Below are 5,149 nucleotides of genomic sequence, written 5' to 3'. Positions count from 1 at the left end.
GTCTTGCCATGATCGACATGGCCAATCGTGCCGATGTTCACATGAGGCTTTGTACGCTCGAATTTACCTTTTGCCATGTGATCTCTCCATTCCTGCTCGCCCGTGCGGGCTTTGAATTAAGTTAGCGCTGCAACCCGTTGGGGTTACGCGTATTTCTTCTGGACTTCCTGAGCGACCGCGGTGGGGACCGGCTCGTAGTGATCGAACTGCATCGTGTAGGCCGCGCGGCCCTGGCTCATCGAGCGCAAATTGTCGACGTACTTGAACATGTTGGCGAGCGGTACCATGGCGTTGACAACCACCGCCACGCCGCGCGATTCCTGGCCCTGAATCTGGCCGCGACGGCCGTTCAGATCACCGATGACGCTGCCGACATAATCTTCCGGCGTCACCACTTCGACCTTCATGATCGGCTCGAGCAACTGCACGCCAAGCTTGGGCGCCGCTTCACGGAAGCAGGCACGGCCGGCGATTTCGAAGGCGAGCACCGAGGAGTCGACATCATGGTAGGCGCCGTCGATCAGCGTCGCCTTGACGCCGATCATCGGGAAGCCGGCGAACGGCCCGGAGGTCATGACGCTGTTGATGCCCTTTTCGACACCGGGGATGTATTCCTTCGGCACAGCGCCGCCGACGATCTTGGATTCGAACAGGAATTCGCTGCTTTCCGGATTCGGCTCGAACAGGATCTTGACACGGGCGAACTGGCCGGTGCCGCCGGTCTGCTTTTTGTGGGTGTAGTCCTGCTCGTGCCTGCGGGTGATCGTCTCGCGATAGGCCACCTGCGGCGCGCCGACATTGGCCTCGACCTTGAACTCGCGACGCATGCGGTCGACGATGATGTCGAGGTGGAGTTCGCCCATGCCGGAGATGATCGTCTGGCCGCTTTCCTCGTCGGTCTTGACGCGGAAGGACGGGTCTTCGGCGGCCAGGCGATGCAGCGCAAGGCCCATCTTTTCTTGGTCGTTCTTGGTCTTCGGCTCGATGGCGATCTGGATGACCGGATCGGGGAATTCCATGCGCTCGAGGATGACCGGATGCAGCGGATCGCAGAGCGTGTCGCCAGTCGTCGTGTCCTTGAGGCCGGCCAAAGCAACGATGTCGCCGGCGAAAGCCTCTTCGACGTCAGCGCGCGAATTCGCATGCATCTGCAGCATGCGGCCGATGCGCTCCTTCTTGCCCTTCACCGTATTGTCGACCGAGATGCCCTTGGTGAGCTTGCCCGAATAGATGCGGGCAAAGGTGAGCGAGCCGACGAACGGGTCGTTCATGATCTTGAAGGCGAGCATCGACAGCGGCTCGCTGTCGTCGGCGTGACGCTCGATCTCGGCGTCGGTCTTGGCGTCGACGCCCTTGATGGCCGGAACGTCGGCCGGCGACGGCAGATATTCGACGACTGCGTCGAGCAGCGGCTGCACGCCCTTGTTCTTGAAGGCCGAGCCGCAGAACATCGGATAAAACTTCACCGCGATGGTGCCCTTGCGGATCAGAGCGCGGATCTCGTCATTGCTGGGCATCTTGCCTTCGAGGTAATTCTCGAGCGCCGTCTCGTCCATTTCGACGGCGGCCTCGATCATCTTCTCGCGATATTCTTCGGCACGTGCCCTAAGGTCGTCCGGGATCTCGACAACGTCCCAGGCGGCGCCCAGCGTCTCGTCGCGCCAGACCAGCGCGTTCATCTCGACGAGATCGACGACACCCTTGAACTCGGTCTCGGCGCCGATCGGCAGCTGCATGACGACAGCCTGCGCACCGAGGCGCGAGCCGATCATTTCGACCGAGCGATAGAAATCCGCGCCGATCTTGTCCATCTTGTTGCAGAAGATCATGCGCGGCACGCGGTACTTGTCGGCCTGGCGCCAGACGGTCTCCGTCTGCGGCTCGACACCGGCGTTGGCGTCGAGCAGCGCAATGGCGCCGTCGAGCACGCGCAGCGAACGCTCGACCTCGATGGTGAAGTCGACGTGGCCGGGAGTGTCGATGATGTTGAAGCGGTGCATCTTGCCGTCACGAGCCTTCCAGAAGGTCGTGGTCGCGGCGGACGTGATGGTGATGCCGCGTTCCTGCTCCTGCTCCATCCAGTCCATGGTGGCAGCGCCGTCATGGACTTCGCCGATCTTGTGCGACTTGCCCGTGTAGTAGAGGACGCGCTCGGTGGTCGTCGTCTTGCCGGCGTCGATATGCGCCATGATACCGAAATTGCGGTAGTCTTCGATTTTATATTCACGGGCCATGGGAGGTGCCTCTTCAGTCTCGTTCGCGCTTTACCAGCGGTAGTGCGCGAAGGCGCGGTTGGCTTCTGCCATCTTGTGGGTGTCTTCACGCTTCTTGACGGCGGTGCCGCGGTTGTTGGCCGCGTCCATCAGCTCGCCGGAGAGGCGGTCGACCATCGTGGTCTCGTTGCGGTTGCGGGCGGCGGCGATCAGCCAGCGGATGGCCAGCGCCTGACGACGCTCGGGGCGCACGTCGACCGGAACCTGGTAGGTGGCGCCGCCGACGCGGCGCGAACGCACTTCCACATGCGGCGCGACATTGTCGAGCGCCTGATGGAAGACCGTGACCGGCTCCTGCTTGGTCTTGGACTGGACCTGGTCGAGCGCGCCGTAGACGATGGTCTCGGCAACCGACTTCTTGCCGTCATACATGACGGCGTTCATGAATTTGGTGACGATCAGATCGCCGAACTTCGGGTCCGGATTGATCTCACGCTTTTCTGCACTGTGACGACGGGACATTTTTTCTCTGCCTCAATTCTGCGTGGTGGCCTGGATCCCGGATCGTCGCTGGCGCCGTCCGGGATGACCTTGGCTACGCTTCGGTCACTTCGGACGCTTGGCGCCGTATTTCGAACGGCGCTGCTTGCGGTTCTTCACACCCTGCGTGTCGAGCACGCCGCGGATGATATGGTAGCGGACGCCCGGAAGATCCTTGACGCGGCCGCCGCGGATCATCACCACCGAGTGCTCCTGAAGGTTGTGGCCTTCGCCGGGGATGTAGCCGATCACTTCAAAACCATTGGTCAGGCGGATCTTGGCCACCTTGCGCAGCGCCGAGTTCGGCTTCTTCGGCGTCGTTGTATAGACGCGCGTGCAGACGCCCCGCTTCTGCGGGTTCTGCTGCATGGCCGGGACCTTGTTGCGCTTCACCGGCGCAATGCGCGGCTTGCGGATCAGCTGGTTGACGGTAGGCATTAAACCCTCTTGTCTCTCAATTCCGTGTCTCGCCCGGTCAGGGCCGCTCAAAGCGTCATTTCCATACGCAAAGTCGGGCCACAAACCGCGCCTCGCGGTCTTGCCCGAACAAATGGCAGAGGAAGCGGAAACCGCTTCATGCACGCCGGAAATGTCTTTTCGCTCGTAAAACGAACCCTGTTTGAGGCAAACTCCAAAGCGTGTCGCTTCGGAAGGGAGAGCCTCACATCGGTTCTGACTGGCCGGCTTCTACTCGCAAGCCTGTTGCCCGTCAACCCCGGAGCACCAAATATTACGCTGAAACCGAGGCTTGGCAGCCATGCGAAAAGCGCATGTAATTTTCTTTCGCCATTTTGCAAGAGCAAGGAAGAAAGTGACCGGCCCTCGGCTGTTGCATAGCCACGCTTCATGCGAAAAAGCGACATGAACAGCGCAAATCCCCTCGCCCGGAGGAATCGGCCCGTGAACGACAATGATGAGCGCCCGGTCACCATCATCACCGGCCGGGCGTGGAAGAGAAAGGGCGGTAAGCCGGAAGGCGTCCACCTCATGCTGGTCGCGCCCGACGACGATTCGGCGGTGCGCCGGGCGCTCGAATCACTCGCGGCCGAAGGCTACGCCGAGGCGGAACTCGACCAGATCGGCGACCTGGACGGCGTGCCCGACGAAGAGCCGCATTTGTCGGCCTATCAGGGCGCGCTCGAAGGCGAAGTGTCGATCGTCACCTTCGACGTGCCGCTGTGACCGCCCATGTCCCTCGCCGTCGCGGTTTGGGGCCGTCGCGGTCTGGCACTGCTTGCCCGGCATCGGTTCTCTGCTAAGAACCAAGCGCAATATCAACCTGCGGAGTTCCCATGTCCCTGAATAGCGGTCCCATCAAGCTCGGCATCGTCGGCGTGGGAAAGATTGTTCGCGACCAGCACCTGCCGGCCCTGGCCAAGGACCGCGACTATCTGCTCACCGCCGCCGCCAGCCGGCACGGCAAGGTCGACGGCATCGCGAATTTTCCTGATATCGAGACGATGCTCGACGCCGTGCCGGAGCTCGAGGCCGTATCGCTCTGCATGCCGCCGCAGTTCCGCTACGACGCCGCGCGGACGGCACTCGAAGCAAAAAAGCATGTTTTTCTGGAAAAGCCACCCGGCGCCACGGTCAGCGAGGTCGAAGACCTGAAAGCACTGGCCGCGGCAAACGGCGTCTCGCTGTTCGCCAGCTGGCATTCGCGCTATGCGCCGGCGGTGGAAGCGGCGCGCGCATTTTTAGGCTCGACCCAGATCAGGTCGGCCGCCATCAACTGGAAGGAGGACGTGCGCCGCTGGCACCCGAACCAGGACTGGATCTGGGCTCCAGGCGGCTTCGGCGTGTTCGATCCCGGCATCAACGCGCTGTCGATCGCGACCCACATATTGCCGGCGATGTTCATCACCTCGGCGATCCTCGATTTTCCCGAAAACCGCGCCGCCCCGATCGCCGCGCATATCGCCTTCCGCACCTCGAACGGCTTGCCGGTGGCGATGGAACTCGACTGGCGCCAGACCGGCCCGCAAAGCTGGGACATCCTGGCCGAGACCGACAAGGGCGCGATGGTGCTTTCTGGCGGCGGCGCAAAACTCGCGGTCGACGGCCGCGTCGTTCACGACGAGCCGGAAGCCGAATATCCGATGCTCTACAAGCGCTTCGCCGAGATCGTGCGCGCCGGCGTTTCCGACGTCGATCTCGCTCCGTTGCAACATGTCGCCGACGCTTTTATGCTCGGCAAGCGCAATGTGGTGGAAGCGTTTTTCGATTGACGCGTACAATGCGGCTATGAACGACCCGCCTGCCCAGCGTTGGTAGTTGGCGAAAGCGGAGCGCCATACAATCTCCCCCTTGGGATCCCTCAAGTTGTGTGCGTCAAGTTCTGCAAAAATGGCGTGGCATTCAGCGGTGACGTTGGCGTGTCCGCCGCGCAGCCCCGT

General features: G+C 62.0%; 5 protein-coding genes and 1 pseudogene. 2 read left to right on the top strand and 4 right to left on the bottom strand.

Features of this window, described 5'->3' with window-relative positions:
- The 4 genes and pseudogenes from AC0L17_RS34010 to rpsL all read right to left on the bottom strand — a co-directional run.
- Positions 1-77 (bottom strand): annotated as a pseudogene (locus tag AC0L17_RS34010) (GTP-binding protein); the annotation flags it as partial.
- A 66-nt stretch (positions 78-143) separates the two neighbouring features.
- Complete coding sequence (gene fusA / locus AC0L17_RS34005; protein ID WP_128186830.1) at positions 144-2,234, bottom strand: elongation factor G; 2,091 nt, start codon at positions 2,232-2,234, stop codon at positions 144-146.
- A 30-nt stretch (positions 2,235-2,264) separates the two neighbouring features.
- Complete coding sequence (rpsG, locus tag AC0L17_RS34000; RefSeq protein WP_008875664.1) at positions 2,265-2,735, bottom strand: 30S ribosomal protein S7; 471 nt, start codon at positions 2,733-2,735, stop codon at positions 2,265-2,267.
- Between the two features lie 84 nt (positions 2,736-2,819).
- Positions 2,820-3,191 (bottom strand): 30S ribosomal protein S12, encoded by a 372-nt coding sequence (gene rpsL, locus AC0L17_RS33995; RefSeq protein ID WP_006333356.1) that lies wholly within the window; start codon positions 3,189-3,191, stop codon positions 2,820-2,822.
- A 462-nt stretch (positions 3,192-3,653) separates the two neighbouring features.
- Between rpsL and AC0L17_RS33990 the strand changes: the two genes are divergently transcribed.
- The gene (locus tag AC0L17_RS33990; protein ID WP_023798115.1) at positions 3,654-3,935 is read left to right on the top strand and encodes a hypothetical protein; all 282 of its coding nucleotides are present in this window, start codon (positions 3,654-3,656) and stop codon (positions 3,933-3,935) included.
- Between the two features lie 110 nt (positions 3,936-4,045).
- Positions 4,046-4,981, top strand: coding sequence for a Gfo/Idh/MocA family protein (locus AC0L17_RS33985; RefSeq protein ID WP_473518923.1), 936 nt, complete (start codon positions 4,046-4,048; stop codon positions 4,979-4,981).
- Positions 4,982-5,149 lie beyond the last annotated feature (168 nt).

This window comes from Mesorhizobium sp. WSM4829, assembly GCF_055811475.1.
The sequence above is the reverse complement of the archived record's forward strand: the minus strand, read 5'-3'. Positions and strand labels throughout refer to the sequence as shown.